Source organism: Mesorhizobium sp. WSM4845 (assembly GCF_055811455.1).
The window spans coordinates 48,535-70,759 of record NZ_JBVVQA010000003.1 but is presented as its reverse complement, the minus strand read 5'-3'; the positions used below and the strand labels follow the sequence as shown (position 1 = coordinate 70,759).

Here is a 22,225-nt window from a genome sequence, read left to right as displayed (position 1 = left end):
ACAGCTCCTTCGAAAAGGGTCCTGTTCTAGAAAAAGGGTCCTGTCCTAGAAACAGCACGGCGCGATGAATGTTCCGCCCGAAACTCACCTTGACGCGGCCTTGTCAGAGAGGCGGCTAAACCCCGAACGGATAGGTGTCGGGAACGCCGGTTCCGACATGCTCCGGCCCAAGCGGCGTCACCGCGACGGTTTCGTCAAACCAGACGAACGCGTCAAACTGCTGGGCAAGAGAGGCATTCGCGTAATGGCTGCGCAGTTCGGTTTCCGGCCGATAGATCACGCCGATGAAGCGCTCCAGCCGACGCTCCAGAAGCCGCTCGCGCAACGTATCGTCGCGCTTGATGTCGAGCAGGAAACGCGAGACGCCGCTATCATGGCAAAGCCGCTCGTAGCTATCGCTATGGGAAGGCCGCACCCGCTTGATCTCCATCTCGCTGTCCCAGTCGGAGGCCGCGGCGACTGTCCCGGAATGCGTGCTGAGCCCGATCAAGGCTGCCTCGTCGCCGAAGCGCTGGCGGCAGAACTGGCCGATGTTCACTTCGTCCCTGACAATCCCCATTTCGGTGTAGCGGGCATCGCCGATATGGGAATTATGCGCCCACACGACTGCCTTGGCGTTGGGGCCGCGAGCTTCCAGCAGATGCTCGAGCGTCTCGAACATATGGGTATCGCGTAAATTCCAGGACTGCGCGCCGCCATAGTACATGATCCGGTAGTAGCGTTCCGCGGAAGCGATCAGCCGGGCATTCTGGGTGGCATCCATGAAATCGGCGCCGTCCTGCTGGGCATAGTCGAGTTGCCTGGCAAGCAGTTCGCGGCATTGTTCGAGCACGGCCTGCTCGCATTTCTCGTAGCCGGAGGTGAGCGCGACACGGCCGTAGGTGGATGGTTCATGCTGCCAAGGCGTCAGGCAGCCATAGCGTTCACGCGCGATCTTTGCTGCCTGCGGATCGACCCGATCGAGATATTGTAGAACCGCGGCGATCGATCCGCTCATATTGTAGATGTCGAGGCCATAGAACCCGGCGAGCCGGGACGATAGCCTGATGCGCTCGTTGTGATGTCGCATCCAGTCGACGAACGCCGCAACGTCGGTGTTGCGCCACATCCAGGTGGGAAACCGCTGGAACGGCGGATCGGCGTTGGCGCGTGGCGGCCGATGGCGGACGTAGCGGTCGATCGCCGCTGCATCAGGCCAGTCGGCCTCGACAGCGACAATGGTGAAGCCGTGCTTCTCGATGAGCCTGCGGGTGATCGCGGCGCGGGCCCGGTAGAACTCCGACGTGCCGTGGCTCGCTTCACCGAGCAGGACGACGCGCCGGTCGCCAAACCGATCGAACAATTCGCCGAACGCCGGATCGTCGAAATCCGGCAGCGGTTCGGCCGCCGCCGCGATCATCTCCGGCAGGCTGCGCGTGCGTGCGCGTCCGGACGGGCGATCATTCGCGATACGGTTGCCGTTCTCGGGCCAGCCCTGCTCGCCAATGAGCGGGACAAACCGCACGCCGCCGAAATCCTCCTCGCTGTAAGTCGCAGCGCCGGTTCGGGTGACCTTGAGAAGGCGCTGATCATGCGGATCGTCGCCGACCGGGATGACGAGCCTGCCACCGACGTCGAGCTGTTCCTGAAGCGCGAGCGGCGCACCGGGTCCGCCGGCGGCGACCAGAATGGCGTCGAAGGGCGCTGCGTCGGGCCAGCCTTTGGTGCCATCGCCGGTGCGGACTTCGATATTGTCGTAGCCAAGCTCTTGGAACCGCTGTCTCGCCGTTTCGGCCAACCCGGCGTGGCGCTCGATCGTGTAGACGCGTTCGACGATCCGGCTCATCACGGCAGCCGCGTAGCCCGAACCGGTGCCAACCTCGAGGACATGGTCGCCCGTTCCGATTTCCGCCATCTCGATCATCAAGGCGACGATGTAGGGCTGCGATATCGTCTGACCCTCGGCGATCGGCAACGGCCCGTCCTCGTAGGCGAATTCTTCAAAGCCGGGAGCGACGAAAGCCTCGCGCGGAACCTCGCGCATCACTTCCAGCACTTCGCGGTCATGGATGCCACGGCGGCTGAGATGGACTTCGACCATTCGGTTGCGTGCGTGGGAAAGATCGAGCATCTTTTTGCTCCTCTTGCGAGCAGACAGCCCCCGATTGTCCCCTAATCGTGCCCGACGGCTCATCGGGTATGCGCTCGGCCTCAGCAACTCATGGCCGGCGGCTAGTCTCCTTAACCATTGGCGAGCTTTCAGGTTCCTGCAAAAGAGCGATTGGCGGGCGCAAATGGCGGCTCCAGCCGAACTTATTTCCGTGAAAATCCTTTCTCCAGAGCGATGTCACTCCAGATATCGACGGGCGAACGCATTCTGGAGAATTTTCGATGAACGACGAGGCTCAGAAAGCTGCGACCACAGCCGGCCGTTATCAGGTCGATCTCATGGATGGTTATTGGCGGGCCGCGAACTACATTTCGGTTGGCCAGATCTATCTGATGGACAATCCGCTGCTGCGCGAGCCGCTGAAAGCCGAACACGTCAAGCCGCGGCTGCTTGGCCATTGGGGCACGACGCCTGGCCTCAACTTCATCTACGTCCACCTGAACCGCGTCATCCGTCAACGCGGTCTCGACGTTCTGTTTATCTGCGGCCCAGGTCATGGCGGCCCGGCGATGGTCGCGAACACCTGGCTCGAGGGCAGCTACAGCGAAATCTATCCCGAAATCGGCCAGGGCGAAGATGGCCTGAGGAAACTTTTTCGGCAATTCTCCTTCCCCGGAGGAGTGCCGAGCCACGCTGCTCCGGAAACGCCCGGCTCGATCCATGAAGGCGGAGAACTGGGATATGCGCTGGTCCATGCTTTCGGCGCGGCCTTCGACAATCCCGATCTGGTGGTCGCCTGCGTCGTCGGCGACGGCGAAGCGGAAACCGGTCCGCTCGCGGCGGCATGGCACTCCAACAAGTTCCTCAACCCGGCATCCGACGGCGCTGTCCTGCCGATCCTGCATCTCAACGGCTACAAGATCGCCAACCCGACGATCCTTGCCCGCATGGATGACGTGGAATTGCGCGCCCTGTTCGCCGGCTATGGCTACGAACCTTTTTTCGTCGAAGGTCACGAGCCGGTTCCCATGCATCGGTTGATGGCCACCAAGCTGGACACCGTGCTCGACAGAATCCGCTCGATCCAGGAGCGCGCGCGTACGCCGTTCTGGCAAGGAGAGCGTCCGCTGTGGCCGATGATCGTGCTGCGCAGCCCGAAGGGGTGGACCGGCCCGAAGGAGGTCGATGGCAAGAAGGTCGAGGATTTCTGGCGCTCGCATCAAGTGCCGGTGTCGAACGCCCGCAGCAATGCGGGACACCGCAAGATCCTCGAAGACTGGATGCGGAGCTACGAACCGGAAAAGCTGTTCGACGACAGCGGGCATCTTCTTCCAGAGCTGGCGGCGCTTGCGCCAACCGGATCCAAGCGCATGGGCGCAACCCCCTATGCCAACGGCGGACTGCTGAAGCGCGACCTCGTGCTTCCCGATTGGAAAAACCTGGCGCTCGATGTGCCGCGTCCGGGTGGCGCCAAGGCCGAGGCGACGCGGGTTCTCGGGGGCTATCTTCGCGACGTCATGAGCCTGAATGCGCAGGCCGGGAATTTCCGGCTGATGGGGCCGGACGAGACATCCTCCAACCGGCTTGACGAGGTATTCGAGGTTACCGACCGGGTCTGGATGCAGCGGATAGAGCCCTATGACGTAAAACTCTCCCGGGACGGCCGCGTCATGGAAGTGCTCAGCGAGCATCTCTGCCAGGGATGGCTGGAGGGCTATCTGCTGACCGGCCGCCATGGCCTGTTCTCCTGTTACGAGGCGTTCATCCACATCGTCGATTCCATGGTCAACCAGCATGCGAAATGGCTGAAGACATCCCGCGAACTTGCCTGGCGCGAGCCGATCGCTTCCCTCAATTACCTGCTGACCTCGCATGTCTGGCGGCAGGATCACAACGGCTTCAGCCACCAGGATCCGGGCTTTGCCGATTTCGTCGCCAACAAGAAGGCCGACACGGTCAGGCTCTATTTCCCGCCGGATGCCAACACGCTGCTGTGGATCACCGACCATTGCCTGAGAACCTATAACCGCATCAACGTCATCACCGCCGGCAAGCAGCCGGCGCCGCAATTTCTGTCTGTCGAAGCCGCGGAAGTGCATTGCAGGGCGGGGGCGGGGATCTGGGAGTGGGCCGGGACGGTTGCCAAGGGCGAGGATCCGGATGTGGTCATGGCCTGCGCCGGCGACGTGCCGACACTGGAGACGCTCGCGGCCGCCGACATTCTGCGTTCGGCGCTTCCCGACCTGAAGGTACGCGTCGTCAACGTGGTCGACCTGATGACGCTGCAGTCGAATTCAGAGCATCCGCATGGCCTGGCGGACGAGGATTTCGACGCGCTGTTCACGAAGGCCAGGCCGGTCATCTTCGCCTATCACGGCTATCCCTATCTCATCCACCGCCTGACCTACCGGCGCGCCAACCATGACAACATGCACGTGCACGGCTTTCGCGAGGAAGGCACCACGACGACGCCGTTCGACATGGTCGTGCTCAATGAGCTCGACCGCTACCACCTGGCGCTCGCGGCGGTCGAACGCGTGCCTGGGCTCGCCGAACGGGCGAAAGACCTTGCCGCCGAACTTCACGGGAAGCTTGCCGAACACAAGGTTTACGTCCGCGAGCATGGCGAAGACATGCCCGACATCCAGGAGTGGAACTGGCCCGAGAACAGCGCGACGAAGGCTGGCGACTGATGCGACAGGCAATTCTGGCACTGAACGCCGGCTCCTCCAGCATCAAGTTCGGACTATACGATCTGGAACCCTCCGCCGAACTGCAACTCGTCTCGCGTGGCACGCTGGATCTGGGCGATGCGCCGAGGCTCAGCGCGAAAGCGGCCGACGGAACAGTGCAGTGTGATCGGCGGCTTGCCGCAGACGCACGCGATACGGGCATCGGCGATTTGCTCCGCTGGATCGAGAGCGAACTTGGTGGCAGGAAACTGGTGTGCGCCGGTCACCGCATCGTGCATGGCGGGCGCGAGTTCGTCGAACCCGTCCGCCTGACACCGGCTGTGATCGAGGCGTTGGACAGGCTGACGCCGCTTGCGCCGCTGCACCAGCCCCGCAGTCTCGCGCCGATCCGCACACTTGCCGCGCTGCGGCCGGATCTGCCGCAGGTCGGCTGCTTCGACACCGCCTTCCATCAGACGATCGATCCGATCGTGAGCCGCTTCGCGCTGCCGCGCAAATACGATGCGGACGGGATCCGCCGCTACGGGTTTCACGGTCTTTCCTACCAGTACATCGCTGGGCGGCTCAAGGCGATGTCGCCGGCGCTTGCAGCGAAGCGGACGATCGTCGCCCATCTCGGCAACGGGGCGAGCCTGTGCGCCATGCGCGACGGGAGAAGCTTCGACACGACGATGGGCTTTTCCGCGCTCGACGGGCTGGTCATGGGCACGCGTTGCGGCGCCATCGATCCGGGCGTGCTTTTGTACCTCGTCCTGGAACGAGGCATCGCCGGAGAGGCTCTGCAGCATATGCTCTATGAGCAATCCGGGCTGCTTGGAATATCCGGCATCTCGGGCGACATGCGCACGCTGGAAGCGAGCGACGACCCCCACGCCCGCGAAGCTGTAGAGCTTTTTGCCTTCAGGGCGGCACGGGAAGCTGCCGCGCTCGCCAACACGCTGGGCGGCCTCGAATGCCTGGTGTTCACCGCCGGCATCGGCGAGCGCTCGGCGCCGGTCCGCAAGGCAATATGCGAAAGGCTTGATTGGCTTGGCGTGGCGATCGACGAGCCATCCAATGCCGCCCATGCCGGGATCATAAGCCGACCTGACAGCAAGGTCGAAATACGCGTCGTCGCGACCGACGAGGAGAGCATCATTGCCCGCCACGCGCGGGTGCGAGGGGATGCTTGATAACGCAGTCAGCGGCGCGTTTTCGGGGCAAGGAACCCTGCGCGTCCGCGACCGTTTCCCCTATCTGATGACCATGGGGGATGATTACCAAAGGGACAAATCCAATGGCGGAGACCACCAATATGGCAGGCACCTCAAAGGCGGCAAACGACGCGCAGGAAGCGATGAAGAAACAGATCGCCGAGCTTCGTCGCGAAATCGCCAAAATAAATCGGACCCTTTCCGACCGTGCCGAGGAGGCACAGGGCTGGTACGAGAGCGCCGCCGAACGGGCCTCGCGCGCAGCCCGGCAATTGCGTAGCCAGGCACACACCGTGACCGAAACCGTCCAGCAGAACCCAGGCACGATCTCTACGGCGATGATGCTTGGCGGCGTGCTCGGCGTTCTTTTGGGAATTGTGATTGCAAAGAGCTCCGAGCCTGAACGGCGGTGGTTCTAGAGCATTTTGCAGCCAAAAATCTTGGTCTGGCGTCCAACAAAATGCGTAAACCAAGGAGTTAGAGCGCGGTTTTGGTCCACCAAAACGCAAAGCGCTCTAGCGGCAGATCACCACCCGCGCGGTGCCGAGGCTGCCTTCGCGTCGCGCGCGCCTGTTCCCTCAGCAGGCCGTAGAGCACCTACGATACATCGCCGCAGCCTGTTGCCTCCTCGTAAGCACGTCGAAGGAGCTTTAGTCCTCTGTGGATCTGGCCCTCGGTCAGACTTGCGTATCCCATCACCAGGCCGAGGCAGCTGCGACCCAATGTCTGGTCGAAGTAATGCGGCGATATCGAATAGATGCCAACTCCGAGCGCGGCGGCTTTATCGATGAACGATGCCGCCATGGAGGGCGGCGTGTCGTGAAACCAGACGACGACGTGCAGACCGGCCTCTGCGCCTTCGACCCGGACGAGATCGCGGAATTCCGCCTGCAGAGCGTCCAGGAGCGCTGCACGTCGGCGGGCATTTTGACGCCGGGCCTTGCGCACGTGGCTTTCGTAGACGCCGGATTCCATCAGGGTCGCAAGCGCCTCCTGTTCGAGGCTGGGGGCATGCCTGTCCGTCAGCCGCTTGGCATGGGCAAAAACCTCCTGCAACTCACGCGGAACGACGACGTAGCCGATCCGCAGCAACGGCGACAGTGTCTTCGAGACCGTACCGATATAGATGACGTTCGACGCGCCTCCCAGCGCGCGAAGCGGCGGTATCGGGTTCATGTCGAAACGATATTCGCTGTCGTAGTCGTCCTCGACGATGTAGGCCCTCTTCTCTTTCGCCCATCCTAGCAGTTGCTGGCGTCGACCCATCGACATTACGCTTCCGAGGGGAAACTGATGTGAAGGCGTGACGTAAGCCAGCCGCGCGTCAACATCCGCCAGCAAGTCCGCCCTGATGCCTTCGGCGTCGACCTCCACCGGGGCGGCGATGGCTCCTGTCATCTCGAAGACGCTCCGTGCCATCGGGTAGCAGGGCTCTTCGATGGCGAAGCCGTCGCCCTCATCGAGAAGCAGGCGGGCGCAGAGATCCAGTCCCTGCTGAGAACCGTTGACGACGAGGATCTCGCTCACCTCGCACCGGATGCTGCGCGCTCGCCATAGATAGCCCTGCAGGGCGGCACGCAGGCGGATCAAGCCACAGGGGTCGCCATAGGACAGCTTGAGCGGCCGTCCCAGCGCAGCATCGTTCATGGCCTTTCGCCAGGCAAGGGTCGGGAAGTCAGAGGCCGACATGTCGCCGTAGCGGAAGTCGGCGACGAGCTTCTCCGACGCAACCCGCATCGGGATGGCTCGGGATCGAAGCCTTTCTGCGAAAGCGGAGAGGCTGTGTGGCTCTGCGGCTGTATCAACGAGGTCTCCCGGCTCGCTGTGCGCGACCTTGATGGCCACCCGTGGCCGCGCGCCATGTCGAATGACCACGAACCCCTCGGCGGCGAGCTGTTCGTAAGCGGACGTCACAGTCGTTCGCGAGACGCCAAGCTCGACCGCCAGTGCACGAGCCGACGGAAGCACGTCTCCGCGGCCGTAGACCTCCGCCACGATCTGTTCCCGCAGGTTCTCATAGATCCCGCGCGCGCCCAATCCCGACGACGAACTTCCCGACGACGAATTCTGCTTGCTGGACTGGGCCATTCGCGATTACCCAAATGAAGACGTTTCGTTGATCCAGACATTACCGGGAAAATCAGCCAGGCAAAGGCATGAGGCCAACTGGACCATCGCTTTTTATTCAAAACTGGTTCTAGGTCAGGGCCAGTTGTGCTTGTATTGATGACGCCAGATTGCACCTCCTGGGAAGTAAAATGCTGGCCGACCAATTCATCATCGTCTTTACCGCCTACGTCATCGCTGCCGGCAGTCCCGGGCCGAGCAATATGCGTATCATGGCCGTCGCCATGAACGACGGCCGCGGGGCCGCGCTGGCAATCGCGTCCGGCGTGGTCAGTGGCTCGATCTTTTGGGGCCTGATGGCGGCGACAGGCGTCTCGGCGATCCTCAGCCGATACGCGCAGGCACTCGTGGTCCTGCAGCTGGTTGGAGGCCTGTATCTTCTCTATCTCGCCTTCAAAGCGGGCAAGGCTGCGCTTTCTTCAGGCAAGGATCAGCTTCGCCCGACCAACGAACGAAAGGCGACGGCGGCCACTCTCTACAAGCGCGGACTGCTGATGCATCTCACCAATCCGAAATCGATCCTGGCATGGATCGCGCTGATGACGCTGGGACTCGGGCCCGGGTCGTCGTCGCATACGGTTCTCGTGATCCTCGCGGGCTGCGCGGTGCTGAGCGTGACCATCTTCTGCGGCTACGCGATCGTCTTTTCGACCGCTCCCATGGTCGCCCTGTATCGGCGGGCGCGGCGCTGGATCGAAGGCACGCTGGCGGTATTCTTCGGATTTGCCGGGCTAAAGCTTCTCCTGACCCGCATCTGAAAAGGTTCCTTCATGTCACTCTTCCAAGCCCTTTCAGCATTCCCGATCACCCCGGCGGACGCTTCCGGCAGGCTCGACCCCGTCGCCCTCGCGCGCCTTCTGAGGAACATCGAGGAGGCGAGAGCGGACTCCATCGGACTGCTCGGCAGTACCGGCGCCTACGCTTTCCTCACGCGAGAAGAGCGTCGACGCGCGGTCGAAACGGCAATGGACACGGTCGGCGGCAAAATCCCGGTCATGGTCGGCGTCGGAGCGATCCGGACCAGCGATGCGGTGGACCTTGCCCGTGACGCGAAGGCTGTCGGCGCCGACGGCCTGCTCCTGGCTCCGGTTTCCTATACGCCGCTCGTCGACGACGAGGTCTTCGAACACTTCGCCACAGTCGCCGATGCGGGGCAACTCCCGCTTTGCATCTACAACAATCCCGGCACGACCAGGTTCACCTTCAGCCTGGACCTCATTTCCCGCTTGTCGAAGGTGGCGAACATCGAAGCCGTGAAGATGCCTTTGCCGTCCGGTGGTGACTTCACGTCCGAACTTGCCTCCCTCCGGTCTGCGACCGGGTCGGCATTCAGGATCGGCTACAGCGGCGACTGGGGCGGCGCGCCTGCGCTGCTCGCCGGGAGCGACGCCTGGTATTCCGTCGTCGCAGGACTTCTGCCGTCACAGGCCCTGGCCCTGACGCGAGCGGCGCAAGCCGGGGACGCTGCGACCGTCGAGCGACTCGACGCCGCATTCGGACCGCTTTGGGCGCTGTTCAAGGAATTCGGCAGTTTTAGGGTGATGTATGTCGTCGCCAGGCTTCTGAACCTGTGCGACGTCGATCCGCCACGCCCTGTCCTCCCGCTGAAGGACCAGGCACGGCAGCGCGTCGCCGCCGCTCTCGACCATCTCGATGCGGTTTTCTCCGCTGGTTGTATGCAAGCTCGATAGACAGTCTTAATCAGGACATTTCCATGCTGGAATCCAACGCCTTCACCGTCTACCTGTTCACGGCATTCCTGCTGGCGATTACTCCGGGTCCGGGGATTTTTTATGTCGCCGCCCGAACCCTTTCCGGCGGTCGCTCGGAAGGAATCGCTTCGAGCCTTGGCAATGGTCTCGGCGGGCTGTTTCATGTCGTGGCCGGCAGCCTTGGCGTCTCGGCGATCGTGCTGGCAAGCGCCGAATTGTTCACGGCGCTCAAGGTGGTCGGCGCGCTCTATCTGGTCTGGATGGGATACCGAACCATTCGCCATGCCAGGCTCGACTACAAGTCGCTGGGTCATTCGGAGCTGCCCGTCGGCACGATGCGGGCCTTCAGGGATGGCGTTCTTGTCGAAGTGATGAACCCGAAGACGGCCGCATTCTTCCTCGCCTTCATTCCCCAGTTTGTCGATACATCGTCGGATCACGTCGTTCTGCAGTTCCTGATCCTCGGCGCCATCTCGGTTGCCCTCAACACGCTCGCCGATATTGTCGTGGCGTTTGCAGCCGGAAGACTTCGCGATGGCGCGGCGTCGCGTGGGAATCTCGTTCGCCGTCTTCGTGAAGGCTCGGGCGGTGCCATGATCATGCTTGGATGCGGGCTGCTGCTGGCAAGGCGCCCAGTTGCTTGAGCTTGTGAGAAGGAGCAAAAATGCATGACGGCCGCTGGCCGTGTACCTGCGATGACGGCCGAATTCACTTACCTCATCGACATCAGGTTCGTGACCAGACCTGCCTTGACCTCAAGCGCAGGCGCGGGTGCCTCGGCATGACCGATGTCCCGCAACCGCTCGGGGGTCAAACCAGCAATTGCCCGACGTCTTGAGACGGTCTGTTGCCAGGTCTTGAGCGCCGCGATTGCGGTTGCTGTGGTTTTCAGCATAAGTCCAAGCAGACGGTGACGATCGACGCGGGTTTGCGTGTGAGCCATTTCGGCCTCCATCATCATTGTCGCGCAGGGTTGAACTGCGGGGCGCCTGTTCCACTGCGCCTTACGGCTTGCGGCCGATCACGGCGCCGTTCGCGCCGGGTGCCTCGAACCAGACCGTCTCGATGTGCCGGAATCCGGCTTCCTCGAGCCACGCCGAATATTCGGCCTGCGTGTTGTTTCGTCCTTCCGTCTCGATCAGCATGTTGAGGCTCATCAGCGCCGCCGGCGCCGGTCCGGTCTTTTCGTCATTGACGAGAAGCTCGCTGATGACGACTGCGCCGCCGCTCGGCAAAGCCCCGAACGACCGGCGCAGCAGGGCGCGGTTCTTCGCCTCGTCCCAATCGTGCAGGATCATCGACAGGAGATGCAAATCGTGATCCCCGGGAAGCTGCTCGAAGAAGTTGCCGCCTGCGGTCTCGATCCGGTCGGTCAAACCGGCCTCGGCAATCTTTCCCGCGGCGATCGCGGCGACATGCGGCAAGTCGAACACGGTCGCACGCAGCGCCCATACTGTTTGCAAAGCTCGATGTCGTACGCCCCCGATCCGCCGCCGATGTCCAGGAGGCGGCGGAAATGTCCGAAATCCAGGGCTTCGCCGAGCTCGCGCGCGGTCATCGTGGAGACCGAATGCATCGCCTCCCAGAACAGCGCCAGCATCATCGGATCTTCGCCGTCGAACACCGAGGATTGCACCGCCGGGTCCCACGTGGTCGGCCGGTTCGTGCGCAGCGCTTCGGTAAGCCTGCCCCAGCCGGGGTAGAGCCGCTTGTCGAGCATCTGCACAAAGCCGCCGAAGTAATACGGTTTTCCGCGCACGAGATAGGTTTCGCTTAACGGCGTGTTGCGATAGCGGCCGCCGGTTTTCTCCAGGAGCCCGAGTGCAGCGCAGCCGGTCAACAGCATCTCGGCCGGCCGTTGGTGCAGGCCGAGGGCTTCGGCCAGCTCCGCAACCGTGGTGCCGGCGCCGCCGGCAAGGCGACTGAAGAGGTCCAACTCATGCGCAGCAGCCAAGGTCTTGAAGGCCCAGAAACCAGTCGAAAGCGCCATCAGCGGGACGGCGGAAGGAAGTTCCGGCGTGGCGGCTATCGGTTGGACGGTTGCATCTATGGCCGGAGGCGCTGTCCGCGAAAGTTGATGGGCCATGATCACCTCCTCTTTCAGAGCACGTCACGACCGCAACCGATTGGCGCAACCGATTGGCGCAACCGACTGGCGCAACCGGTTGGCGCAACCGGCTGGCTTGTGACCATCCACTCGGCGAGCTGTGGCTGCGGTCTGCTGAAGTGCGAATCTGGCGGTGCGGAGTTACGCCACGATTTCAGAAGGAGAAAATTCGGTTACATCTGAAACTTGTATTGTCTGGCCGGAGCCGGCTGGCTTTCTCGATCGTGCCGGCATCACCGGGCGATACGGCGCAGGGTCAAGGCAGCGACAGTGGTGGCCGCTGCCAGAAGCGGCAGCCAGGCTTGCGGATCGCCCATGGCATGCAGCGTCAGGCCGCTGAGCAGCAGCCACAGCAGCGGGATCGCCAACAGCAGCGGCACAAGCCCGCCGCTCGCGGCAAGCAGGACGCCGAGCGCTGCGATCGCCGTCGGGTCCGGCGCGATGCCGAAGACCTCGGCGCTCGCCCATGGCCGCCCGAAGAGCGGCGGCGGCAGGGGATAGACGACGAGGCCAGCGACCACGATCAGCAGCCCGAGCCGCCCTGCGATGTCCCGCCGGTCAAAGGCGACGCCGCCGCGCGCGGCACCGCCGATCGCCAGCAGCAGCGCCTGCAGGCCGAAGGCCGGCGCGACATAGGCGATCGCCCAGTTGATCACGGCATAGCGGCTCCACAGCAAGGACCAGCCGACGAAGGCAAAGAGCGCGGCGAGGATGAGCGCAATCCACAGACCATGGCGACGCGGCTGCCTAAGCACGAGCAGGACAATGGCGAGGCCGGCGGCGAGCGTCAGGAGATGCAGCGGCCAGAACGTGGCATTGGCCAACTCGAACATGCGCCAGTAGACGCGCGGCGAGAAGAGCAGGAAATCCTCCAGCCGGTAGGTCCACCATTCCGACATCCAAGCACGTTCCGCAAAAGTGTCCCACGGTTTTGCGACAAGAACCTGCGACAAACAACAGAATCCAGGCAGGCATTCGTGGGCCAGCCCAGGAATGCCTGCCTAGAGGTCCCGGACGTGGGCCGCCATCCGCTCGCGCATGGCCGCGTCGGGGAGGGCACCGGTCGCCGCCAACAGGTTCTCGCGCACGTGGTCGACGCGGGTGGTGGCGGGGATGGCGACGGTGACGGCGGGATGCGAAACGATGAATTTCAGTATGAACTGCGCCCAGGTCTTGGCACCGATCCCGGCCGCCCAGTCCGGCAGCGTCTCGCCCTGGAGGTGGCGCGTCAGCGCGCCTTGCCGAAACGGCCGGTTGACGATGACACCCATGCCGCGCTCGGCCGCCAGCGGCAGCAGCCGTTGCTCCGCTTCACGGTCGACGACGTTATAGGTGAGCTGCACGAAGTCGAGCGGATGCGCGCGCATGATCTGTTCGAACAAATCGTGCCGCCGTCCTTCGGACGTCGTGATGCCGACATAGCGGATCCGCCCGTCCGCCTTCATGGCGAACAGAGTTTCGAGATGCGTCTCCCAGGCGACGAGGTTATGGACCTGAACGAGGTCGAAGCGCGGCACACCCCAGAAGCGGCGCGACTGCTCGATCTGCGCGGGTCCGTCGGCGGAGGAGGTCCAGACCTTCTCGGCGGAAAACAGCGCTTCGGGCCGGCCGAGCTTTTCGAGGCCGTAGCCGATCGCCGGCTGCGAGGAGCCGTACATCGGCGAGGAATCGATCATGCGGCCGCCTGCCGCGAAGAAGGCAGCCATCACCTCGGCGCACTCGTCGCGCAGCACCGGATCGTCGCCGACATTGAAGGTGATCCAGGTGCCCAGGCCGACAGCGGGAAGCATTTCTCCCGAGGAGGGCACGGCGCGCATCGCCGGCGCGGGCGGCGCGCCGGGCGCGGCTGCCGGCAACGCCAGAGCCGCGCCGGAAGCGGCGGCAGCCTTAACGAATGTCCTGCGGGTGATGATCATCGTCTGCCATCCCTGTCCTTTCGACCTCTTGTACTCCCGACCCCGAGAATGGTTCCGGCCGACCGGCTTTTCGCAAGGCCGATCGGCGGGGAGCCGGCGGTCGTCTCTGGCGACGGTTCGGATATGGAACGTCTGCCTGAAACAGGAACGAATGCTGCAGGGCCTGGGTTGCGCCAGCCCGCCCGATTACCTGGAACCCGATTACCTGGAAATGGCACCTGTCCTGACTTGATGGCGCTGGCGGGCATATGCCACGCAGCCGTCTACCGTGCTGACACAGAGCGCATCGCGGTGGTTCGGCGTGTTGTTGTCGCCGGCGTAGGCAACCTCGGCAACACGGCCGTCGACCATCCGGATTTGCGTGTTGCAATAGCCGCCGGGATCGACATTGAGCGATCCTCCAACCGTCGGGATCGCGCCCACGGCCAAGGTTGGGATCACCACATTGAGATTGCCGCGTTGAACGGTACGCTGATAGGTCCAGATTTGGCCTCTCTCCGCATCAGCGGTGGCAGTCGGAAAGCCGGCGCACATTCGAACGTCCGCCTCGCTGAGACCGACCATCTCTTTGCGGGCTGCCGCCGTTGTGGCGTCTTCCTTGGGGAGGTTCGATGTGTCGTCAGGGGCGACGCAGGAGGACACGATCGAACTGCCGGCCAGGAGAGCAAGAGGGACAAGCTTGCGGATGCGGGAAAATATCATGTGACCGCGAAGTTAGGCGAGCGGACAACCGAGTCAACCTGCACAGCTTCACGATGTCCTTGGTCGTGCCGCTCGGCTGGACTTGACGCGCGACGGCCCGGATAGCTGCTCACGCTTGCCCGATGATGTCAGGCGTTACGCGATGTAAAATACGTACTTTCCTGACGATGTGGATAAACAAATGCTTTTCAGTCACACAAAATGATGAAACAATGAAATTGAGATCGGGGAAAATTCGATGCGCAACGTCAGCGGACATGGCAAGCGCCTGTCCTATTACGATTTCGGGCACACGACGGTGTACGCCTCCCGCTTCGACCAGCGCTTCCCCTATTGCGCCTATGTCCCCGACGACTATGACGAGGACAGCGACAAGACCTATCCGCTGGCGGTGATCGTGCATGGCACCGAGCGAGGCATGCTCGCCTACCGGGACGCCTTCGCCGACTTCGCCGAACAGAACGGCGTGATCGTGCTCGCCCCGCTGTTCCCGGCGAATGTCTGTTTTCCGGGCGATCTTTCCTCTTACAAGATGCTGCGCCAGGGCGACCTCCATTACGATGCCGTGCTGCTCGACATGGTCGAGGAGATGCGCGAGCGCTATCGCATCAGTGGCGACCGCGTGCTGATGTACGGCTTCTCCGGCGGCGGCCATTTCACCCATCGTTTCCTGTTCCTCCATCCCGAACGTCTGCTGGCGGCATCGATCGGTGCGCCGGGCGTCGTGACCCTGCTCGACTTCGATCACGATTTCTGGGTCGGGGTGCGCGACTTCGGGAAAGTGTTCGGCAAGGCCATCGACCTCGACGCCATGCGCAAGGTCGCCGTGCAGATGGTGATCGGTGGTGACGATCTCCAAACCTGGGAGATCACCATCAAGCCGGAGGATGACTGGTGGATGCCCGGCGCCGATCTCGCCGGCGCGACCCGCAACGACCGGATCAGATCGTTGAAGGGCAGCCTGGAGAGGCATGGCGTCGAGGTGCAGCTGGATGTCGTGCCTGGCATCGCTCACAACGACGGCGCGCTCATCGCCAAGGTCAAGGAGTTCTTCGCGCGGACATTGAATGCGGCGCCCGCCTGAAAAACTGCAGTCAAACTGGAGATAAAAAATGGGAACAGGATTGATGATGGGAAGACGATTGTTCCAGGTGCTGGCGACAATCGCGGTGATGATTTGTGCACTGCCGGCGATGGCGCAGGAGCAGCCGAAAACCGGCGGCACGCTCAAGGTCCGCATCAACGCAGACATCCGCGCCACCGACGGTCTTAATCGCGACGCAAACACCGACACTGTGCTGCACCATATCTTTGAGACGCTGGTGGCTTATCGCGCCGATCTCACGGTGGGCCCGGCATTGGCCGAATCCTGGACGGTATCGGACGACGGCAAGACCTATGCCTTCACGTTGCGCGACGGCGCGGTTTTCCACAATGGCGACGCCGTAACCTCATCCGACGTCAAATGGAACTGGGACCGCCGCATGGACCCGGCCAATCAGTGGTTCTGCATTCCGTTCTTCGACGGCAGCCAGGGCCTCAAGGTCGAGCAAGTGGCGACGCCTGATCCACGCACCGTGGTCTTCACGCTCAAGGCGCCGAATGCGCTCTTTCTGGCGCAACTCGCCAGTGTCCAATGCAATGGCTGGGTCGCCAGCCCGAAGAATGTCGGCGCCGACGGCAAGTGGCTCGCCGATTCCGCCATCGGCAGCGGCCCGTTCACGCTGAAGGAATGGGTCAAGGGCCAGTATTTGGTGCTTGAGCGCTTTGCCGACTACAAGCCGGTGAAGGAGGCGCCGAGCGGCTTTGCCGGCAGCCGTGAGGCCTTTGTCGACGAGGTGCGCTTCATGGTCATCCCCGACACGGCGGCGGCGGAAACCGCGCTGTTTGCCGGCGAACTCGACGTCCTGCCCGATCTTGAATCGTCGCGTGCCGAGGAAGCCAAGTCGCGCGGCATGACGGTGCTGTCGACGCAAGGCCTGTCGTGGACGGTGATCTTGCTGCAGACCAAGGACCCGCTGCTGTCGAACGTCAAAATACGCGAAGCGCTGGCGCATGCCGCCGACATCAACCAGATCGCCGCCGCCAGCACCAGCGCTGCCGCCACGGGAGGTCCCTCGGCCGTCGCCCAGGCGAGCTCTTTCTTCGACGACGATTTCCTCAAATGGCCGGAATACGACCCGGCCAAGGCCAAGGCCCTGCTGGACGAAGCCGGTTACAAGGGCGAGCCGATCAAGATCCAGACCAACACCCGCTACCAGGGCATGTACGAGAACGCCGTGCTGCTGCAGGCGATGCTGACGGCCGCGGGCTTCAACGCCCAGCTCGAAGTGCTGGATTGGGCGGCACAACTCGACAACTACCTTGTCGGCAAATTCCAGATCCAGTCCTTTGGCTATTCGGCTCGTCTCGATCCGTCGCTGATGTATGGCGTCATCCTTGGCGACAAGGCGACCGACCCGACGGCGCAGTGGGACAGCAAGGAGGCCCTCGATCTCTACACGAAGTCGATGGCCACGACCGACGCCGGGCAACGCAAGGCACTGTTCAAGCAGCTCCATGCACTCATGGCAAAGGATGTGCCGATCCTTGGCCTCTATTACGAGCCGTCCCTCGATGCCGTGTCGCCGAAAGTAAAGGGCTATTCGGTATGGCCCGCGGCAAACCCCCATGTATGGGGTGTCTGGAAAAGCGAATAGGCCGGCGGTTCATCTGTCGCCGAAAGATCGGAGGCGTGTTGCTCTCCGATCTTTCGATTGAAGGTACCTTCGCAATTAGAACGAGCAACCAGCGCCAGAAGCGGCCAATCAGACACACTTCGGACATGACGGCAATGGGCCGGTAGCGGTGTTGAGCAGATACATCTGAAATTTACGCCAATGCGACACGAGCTATTTCGGTCGTCAGGGAAGCTCGCTGAAGGGCTACTTCAGGCACTCGGGAAGACGTTTTGGAACAGTCATCTTAGCCAGTTGCTCGTCGGATGCACACAGCGGGAAACCGGTCAGGACCAAGGTTTCCAAGTAGCGCTCGCGCTCGGTGGGGCTGATCCCCGGCGCGTTGACCATACCTTCGACGGTCATGTCCGGGTAGTGCTTGAGCGCCTCCTTGACTGAGGCTTGCGCTTCTTCCATCCGGCCGGCGCCTGCGAGCGAACCGCTGCGCACCATCCATCTCCACTGGTTGTAGTTGTCAGGTGTCAGGCCTTCCATCATTTTCAGCGCATCGTCGTATCGCCCCACCATAAAGTAAGCGTTAGAGAAGAGGCCGGTGGCCCACATCGGGTAGTTAGGATCGAGCCGGATCACCCGATCGACCAATTCGGCACCTCGTTCTGGTTCACCGAAGGACGCGGCCCAGCCGGCATAGAAGGTCAGGATTTCAGCCGAACCGGGCGCGAGGCTCAGGGCTATTTGCAGCTCAGCCTTCGCGCGCGAAAGCTCGCCCCGCTCGCCCAAGCTCATGCCGAGCGCGGCGTGAGCTTCCGCGTCGCTCGGATCAAGTCGCACGGCTCGTTCGGCTGCATCGGCAGCCGCCTTTGCTTCTGTCTCGGGATTGACGCCGAAGTTCGCCAATAGCGAGTGAGAGTGGTAAAGTTCGACCCAGGCGCGGGCCAAGCCGGGATCCAGCTCGACGGCGCGGTTGAGCAGCACGATGGCCTGCTGAATATCGTCTTTGGTGATCCGCGCAAGCTTCTCGGTGCCAAGCAGATAAAGCTCGTATGCGCTAAGGTTCTCTGGCGGCTTGCGCTTGGCCGCAGCTCGGCCAGCTTTCTGGATCAGCCCCTCGCCGCCGCCTAGCCGGTTGGTGACTTGCTCAGATATCTCAGTCTGGACTGCGAACACATCTTCGGTGGGCCTGTCCCAGCGCTCCGACCACAGATGGTTGCCGGATTGGGCATCGATCAGTTGCGCGGTGATCCGGACGCGGCCGCCCTGGTGCTGGATCGAGCCTTCGAGCACGTAGCCGACATGGAGCGCTTTAGCGACTTCGCGCACATCCACCGGCTTGCCCTTGTAGACTTGCGTCGAATTGCGAGCCACCACCTCCAATTCCGGGAAGCGTGCAAGGTCAGTGATGATGTCCTCTGTGAGGCCGTCGGCCAGCCGTCCAGTAGCCTCGTCGCCGCCATAATTTTCAAACGGCAGCACCGCTACCGATGGCCTGGCACTCACCGGCGCCGCCGGCCAGAATTGCCAAGCCGCTGCGGCGGCAAGCAGAAGGGCCACGGCCACCGCCATCCCCTCTAGCGCCCAGCGCGGAGGAGACCGTATTGAGCGATGGCGGATGCCCTGTTTTTCAAGCGTTATGCGGAAAACCTGCACGGGTTCGGTGACGTTCTTGACCTTCTTCTCGCCCAAAGGTTCGAAACCGAAGGCAAGCTTCTTCTCGACCTCCTTGGCCACCTTACCGGAGACACAGATGCCGCCGGGCTCCGCCAATTGTTGGAGGCGGGCGGCAATATTGACCCCGTCGCCGTAACGGTCGTCACCGTCGATTATCACCTCGCCAAGATTTATTCCGATCCTGACCAATATCTGCTCGGCTTCGGGAAGCGACGCATTGCGCTCGGTTAGGCCACGCTGCAGCGAGACTGCACATTCCACCGCATCGACTACGCTGGCAAACTCGGCCAGCAAGCCGTCGCCCATGAGCTTGAAAATGCGACCGTGGTGCCGCGCAATCTCTGGTTCGAAAAGCTCTGCGCGACCAGCTTTCAGCCGTGCAAAAGTCCCCGCTTCATCACGCTCCATTTGAGCGGAATAGCCGACCACATCAGCAGCCAGAATGGCAGCAAGCTTGCGGTCCATGTCTAAGACCCTGCCTTCAGCTGAATAGTAGACGGCTTCCGACTAAGCGTAAAGGCGCTCGAAATTGCGCAGGGAGGGGCAGTTCGCTAGGCTGACGCTGGTCTCTGGTCCGAGCTCATCATGGCAATGCTCCGATGATGGTTAGGCTGAACTTCAAGGCGGCGATTTTGCCAGGGTCCACAATTGGGCACAACCGCGGCTGTCATTGTGGTCGCTTGGGACGTCGGCTTTCAGGAAGCGGCCAAACCGATCGCAGCGTCCGAGATCGGCGCGAGGCCGACATCTTTTATGGCATCACGACCGTCTGCTTCGGGTCACCACTTCCCCTTCGGACTCTCCCGCGGAGGGGAGAAAAGTGGTCGTGAGCTGTATTCGCCCCCGGCACCAAGCGTTGAATGTTCACCACTATCGTCACGACGTGCCGCCGTCCGGCGTCGAAAGCTGGATAAAGGTCAGGCTTCGTTCAAGGTGACCTGGTCGCCCAGCCTGATCTTGCCCGGTTCGATGATTTGGCAGAGCGCGCCGAAGCCGCCTTCGCCATGGCGCGCTATGGTTTGCAGCACTGCCGGCTCGAAGGCGAGATCGCCTTGCGCCAGCGCCGTGAAGGTGCAGCGCGCGCACGGTTCCGAGATCACGATCCGCGCCTTGCCGATCGACAGCACTTTCCCGATGATCTGCTGCTCGACGAAACCCTCCCGCGAGGCGTCGGTTTCGATCACGATGTTGGGCCGGAACCGCCTGGAATCCACTTGCGAAGGATCCTCGAGCAGGCCGGCAAGCCTGTTCATCGAGGCTGACGTGACGATGTGGATGTCGGCGCGCTGATAGCGTGGCGCGATATGATCCCGGGCTTCCGAGCCGAAGCGGACATGTGGGTGCAGCGCCGCCGGGAAATCGAGGAAGGCCGAAACCAGCTCGCCTGCGAGGCTGGAGCCGGCATCGATCCAGGAGCCGTCCAGGCCGATTTCCGGCCGGTCGCCCTTCAGCCTTGCAACAAGGTTGGGCAGCGGTCGCCAGTGTTTTCGCTTCTCCGGCGCGGCAACAGCGCCGTCGCGCCGGTCGATGATGCCCCAGATCCGATCGCCCGGAATCCCGCCCTGCGCAAGCTCAGTCCCGTCCAGCCGTTCGCCGCCCATCGAACTGATGGGGTATCGCCAGATCTCCTTGATACGGCCAAACGCTGTCATGATGCGGCGACGAGCCATGCCGTCCTCATCGAGCCACTGCCTTGCGTGCGCCCGCGCCATCGGCAAAATGGCGATCGATCAGCATCGCGGCGTCAAGAAGGGCGCGTGTGTAGGCGTGGCGCGGTCGATCGAAGACGTCGTCGCGGTCGCCGATCTCGACAATCCTTCCGTCCTGCATGACGGCGACCCGATCGGCAACCTGCTCCACCGCACCCAGATCATGCGAGACGAACAGGCAGGCGAACCCGTAGCGTTCCTGCAACGACCGGATCAGAAGCAGGATCTGTTTCTGCACCGTCATGTCGAGCGCCGAGACCGGCTCGTCGGCGACGACGAAGGCCGGTCGCCTGACGATCGCCCGGGCGATCGCGACGCGCTGGCGCTGGCCGCCCGAAAGCTGATGCGGGAAACGCTCGAGAAGGTCGCGCGTCAGCCCCACTTCCTCGATGACCTCATCCATGCGCGCGGTCCGCCGGTTGCGGTCCAATTCGGTGTCGAGCTTCAGCGGCTCGGTGATGATCTTGGCAATCGACTGGCGAGGGTCGAGCGACGAATAGGGGTCCTGGAAGACGATCTGCATGTCACGACGCTGCGCACGCGCGTCAGCGGATCGATCGTTTGCAATCGCGGTGCCAAGAAACGAGATCGTTCCACTGGCCGGCCTGACGAGACCGACAATGGCGCGCCCGAGGGTCGTCTTGCCGGAGCCCGACGCGCCGACCAGCGCCAAGGTTTCGCCGCGCCGGATGGTCAGGTCGACGCCGTTGACGGCGCGCTTCGGCGGCGCGCGCCCAAACAGCCTGGGACGGCCCGGATAGTCGATGACGACATTGCTGATCTCGACCAGAGGCGGGCCGTCGACGGTTTTTCTCGATCCGGCGCTGCGCTTGGGAAGCGCATCCACCAACCGCTTCGTGTAATCGTGCTGCGGTGCGTGAAGCACCTGGGTGCTGCTTCCCTGTTCGACCGCCTTGCCTTCGCACATCACCGTCACGTTGTTCACATAATGCGACACCATGCCGAGGTCGTGGCTGATCAGCAGGACGGCGGTTCCGTTCTCCCGCGTCAGCTCGACCATCAGGTCAAGCACGTCGCGCTGCACCAGCGTGTCGAGCGCGGTGGTCGGCTCGTCGGCGATCAGCAGGCGCGGCTTGAGCAGCATGACCGATGCGAGCATGATGCGTTGGCGCATGCCGCCGGAGAATTCGTGCGGATAGGCCGCAAGGCATTTGCCGGGATCCTTGATCTGGATCCTCTCCAGCATTGCCAGCGAGCGGTCCTTTATCTCGGCGCGCGACATGGCGCTGTGCAGGCGCAGACCCTCCGCCATCTGCTCGCCGATGGTGACGGCGGGATTGAGCGAGACCATCGGCTCCTGGAAAACCATGCCGATCCGCGCACCGCGTATCCGGCGCAGCGCGTTTGGAGCGAGGCCGGTGAGCTCTTGTCCTTCGAAGTGGATGCTGCTGTCCGGCGTCGTGACCAGCGGGGCAGGGAGCAAGCTCACGATCGAGCGGGCCGCCATCGTCTTGCCCGAACCGGATTCCCCGACCAGCGCCAGCATGTCACTGGGGGCGAGGTCGAAATTCAGCCCGTCGACGATCCGCTTTCCCGATGGCCCGACCGAGATCGACAGGTTGCGCACTGAAAGCATCATGTTGTTGTCCGCGGTCGGCACGAGCATGTTT

17 protein-coding genes and 1 pseudogene are annotated in these 22,225 nt (G+C 62.8%); 8 read left to right on the top strand and 10 right to left on the bottom strand.

Going from position 1 to position 22,225, the window contains the following annotated elements:
* Positions 1-115: 115 nt before the first annotated feature.
* Positions 116-2,110: a protein-L-isoaspartate(D-aspartate) O-methyltransferase gene (locus tag AC0L2C_RS04575; protein WP_473522823.1), complete on the bottom strand. Its 1,995-nt coding sequence runs from the start codon at positions 2,108-2,110 to the stop codon at positions 116-118.
* A gap of 260 nt (positions 2,111-2,370) precedes the next feature.
* On the opposite strand from AC0L2C_RS04575, the gene AC0L2C_RS04570 reads away from it, so the two are divergent.
* The 3 genes from AC0L2C_RS04570 (at position 2,371) to AC0L2C_RS04560 (ending at position 6,394) form a co-directional block, all read left to right on the top strand.
* Positions 2,371-4,782 carry a phosphoketolase family protein gene (locus tag AC0L2C_RS04570; protein ID WP_473522822.1) on the top strand — a complete coding sequence of 804 codons (2,412 nt, stop codon included), beginning with the start codon at positions 2,371-2,373 and terminating at the stop codon, positions 4,780-4,782.
* The gene (locus tag AC0L2C_RS04565) at positions 4,782-5,954 is read left to right on the top strand and encodes an acetate/propionate family kinase (protein WP_473522821.1); all 1,173 of its coding nucleotides are present in this window, start codon (positions 4,782-4,784) and stop codon (positions 5,952-5,954) included. The genes AC0L2C_RS04570 and AC0L2C_RS04565 overlap by 1 nt, the downstream gene beginning before the upstream one ends.
* 122 nt (positions 5,955-6,076) lie before the next feature.
* Positions 6,077-6,394, top strand: a complete 318-nt coding sequence (locus AC0L2C_RS04560) for a hypothetical protein (protein WP_091596860.1) — start codon at positions 6,077-6,079, stop codon at positions 6,392-6,394.
* 178 nt (positions 6,395-6,572) lie between these two features.
* On the opposite strand, the gene pdxR is transcribed toward AC0L2C_RS04560, so the two are convergent.
* The gene (gene pdxR / locus AC0L2C_RS04555) at positions 6,573-8,063 is read right to left on the bottom strand and encodes a MocR-like pyridoxine biosynthesis transcription factor PdxR (protein ID WP_473522820.1); all 1,491 of its coding nucleotides are present in this window, start codon (positions 8,061-8,063) and stop codon (positions 6,573-6,575) included.
* Between the two features lie 170 nt (positions 8,064-8,233).
* Here pdxR and AC0L2C_RS04550 point away from each other — a divergent pair, with 170 nt between their 5' ends.
* The 3 genes from AC0L2C_RS04550 to AC0L2C_RS04540 are packed head-to-tail and all read left to right on the top strand — an operon-like array spanning position 8,234 to position 10,458.
* Complete coding sequence (locus AC0L2C_RS04550) at positions 8,234-8,860, top strand: LysE family translocator (RefSeq protein WP_023797805.1); 627 nt, start codon at positions 8,234-8,236, stop codon at positions 8,858-8,860.
* A gap of 12 nt (positions 8,861-8,872) precedes the next feature.
* Positions 8,873-9,793, top strand: coding sequence for a dihydrodipicolinate synthase family protein (locus tag AC0L2C_RS04545; protein WP_473522819.1), 921 nt, complete (start codon positions 8,873-8,875; stop codon positions 9,791-9,793).
* Between the two features lie 23 nt (positions 9,794-9,816).
* A complete protein-coding gene (locus AC0L2C_RS04540) occupies positions 9,817-10,458 on the top strand; it encodes a LysE family translocator (RefSeq protein ID WP_473522818.1) in 642 nt (213 codons plus the stop codon).
* 68 nt (positions 10,459-10,526) lie between these two features.
* On the opposite strand, the gene AC0L2C_RS04535 is transcribed toward AC0L2C_RS04540, so the two are convergent.
* From AC0L2C_RS04535 to AC0L2C_RS04515, 5 genes and pseudogenes are all read right to left on the bottom strand, one after another.
* On the bottom strand, positions 10,527-10,757 hold the full coding sequence (locus AC0L2C_RS04535; RefSeq protein WP_031254423.1) for a hypothetical protein: 231 nt from the start codon (positions 10,755-10,757) through the stop codon (positions 10,527-10,529).
* 61 nt (positions 10,758-10,818) lie between these two features.
* Positions 10,819-11,804 (bottom strand): annotated as a pseudogene (locus tag AC0L2C_RS04530) (methyltransferase).
* Between the two features lie 350 nt (positions 11,805-12,154).
* The gene (locus AC0L2C_RS04525; RefSeq protein WP_473522817.1) at positions 12,155-12,820 is read right to left on the bottom strand and encodes a DUF6064 family protein; all 666 of its coding nucleotides are present in this window, start codon (positions 12,818-12,820) and stop codon (positions 12,155-12,157) included.
* Between the two features lie 102 nt (positions 12,821-12,922).
* Positions 12,923-13,738 carry an aldo/keto reductase gene (locus AC0L2C_RS04520; protein ID WP_473522954.1) on the bottom strand — a complete coding sequence of 272 codons (816 nt, stop codon included), beginning with the start codon at positions 13,736-13,738 and terminating at the stop codon, positions 12,923-12,925.
* A gap of 300 nt (positions 13,739-14,038) precedes the next feature.
* On the bottom strand, positions 14,039-14,539 hold the full coding sequence (locus AC0L2C_RS04515; protein WP_287238669.1) for a hypothetical protein: 501 nt from the start codon (positions 14,537-14,539) through the stop codon (positions 14,039-14,041).
* A gap of 238 nt (positions 14,540-14,777) precedes the next feature.
* Here AC0L2C_RS04515 and AC0L2C_RS04510 point away from each other — a divergent pair, with 238 nt between their 5' ends.
* Both AC0L2C_RS04510 and AC0L2C_RS04505 read left to right on the top strand, forming a co-directional pair.
* Positions 14,778-15,623 carry an alpha/beta hydrolase gene (locus tag AC0L2C_RS04510; RefSeq protein WP_287238668.1) on the top strand — a complete coding sequence of 282 codons (846 nt, stop codon included), beginning with the start codon at positions 14,778-14,780 and terminating at the stop codon, positions 15,621-15,623.
* A 28-nt stretch (positions 15,624-15,651) separates the two neighbouring features.
* Positions 15,652-17,238, top strand: coding sequence for an ABC transporter substrate-binding protein (locus AC0L2C_RS04505; protein ID WP_287238666.1), 1,587 nt, complete (start codon positions 15,652-15,654; stop codon positions 17,236-17,238).
* Between the two features lie 225 nt (positions 17,239-17,463).
* Here the strand turns inward: AC0L2C_RS04505 and AC0L2C_RS04500 are convergent, their stop codons facing one another.
* From AC0L2C_RS04500 to AC0L2C_RS04490, 3 genes are all read right to left on the bottom strand, one after another.
* The gene (locus AC0L2C_RS04500; protein ID WP_128246178.1) at positions 17,464-19,350 is read right to left on the bottom strand and encodes an adenylate/guanylate cyclase domain-containing protein; all 1,887 of its coding nucleotides are present in this window, start codon (positions 19,348-19,350) and stop codon (positions 17,464-17,466) included.
* Positions 19,351-19,802: 452 nt separating this feature from the next.
* Positions 19,803-20,555 (bottom strand): MOSC domain-containing protein, encoded by a 753-nt coding sequence (locus AC0L2C_RS04495; RefSeq protein ID WP_288142016.1) that lies wholly within the window; start codon positions 20,553-20,555, stop codon positions 19,803-19,805.
* 7 nt (positions 20,556-20,562) lie between these two features.
* On the bottom strand, positions 20,563-22,194 hold the full coding sequence (locus AC0L2C_RS04490; protein ID WP_473522953.1) for an ABC transporter ATP-binding protein: 1,632 nt from the start codon (positions 22,192-22,194) through the stop codon (positions 20,563-20,565).
* Positions 22,195-22,225 lie beyond the last annotated feature (31 nt).